The sequence below is a fragment of the Streptomyces sp. NRRL F-4489 genome, assembly GCF_001509485.1.
In the GTDB taxonomy this organism is placed as follows: Bacteria; Actinomycetota; Actinomycetes; order Streptomycetales; family Streptomycetaceae; genus Streptomyces.
In genome coordinates, this window is the sequence record NZ_LLZI01000209.1 from 1 (window position 1) to 237 (window position 237).

1 rRNA gene is annotated in these 237 nt (G+C 56.5%); it reads left to right on the plus strand.

Annotation, left to right across the window (positions count from 1 at the left end):
• Nucleotides 1–143: 143 nt before the first annotated feature.
• Nucleotides 144–237, plus strand: a 16S ribosomal RNA gene (locus tag ADL22_RS15765); the annotation flags it as partial.

The following is a 237-nucleotide window of genomic DNA, read 5'->3' on the forward strand; positions in this document are numbered from 1 at the left end:
ACCCCGTCTCCATCACGGAGATGAGGTTCCTTTGAAAAGCCCTCCCAAGTTTGGGAGGCACACAGCGAGGACGCTGTGAACGGTCGGATTATTCCTCCGTACCGTTCCGCTCTCGTGGTGTTCACCCCGATTACGGGGAAGCATTCACGGAGAGTTTGATCCTGGCTCAGGACGAACGCTGGCGGCGTGCTTAACACATGCAAGTCGAACGATGAACCTCCTTCGGGAGGGGATTAG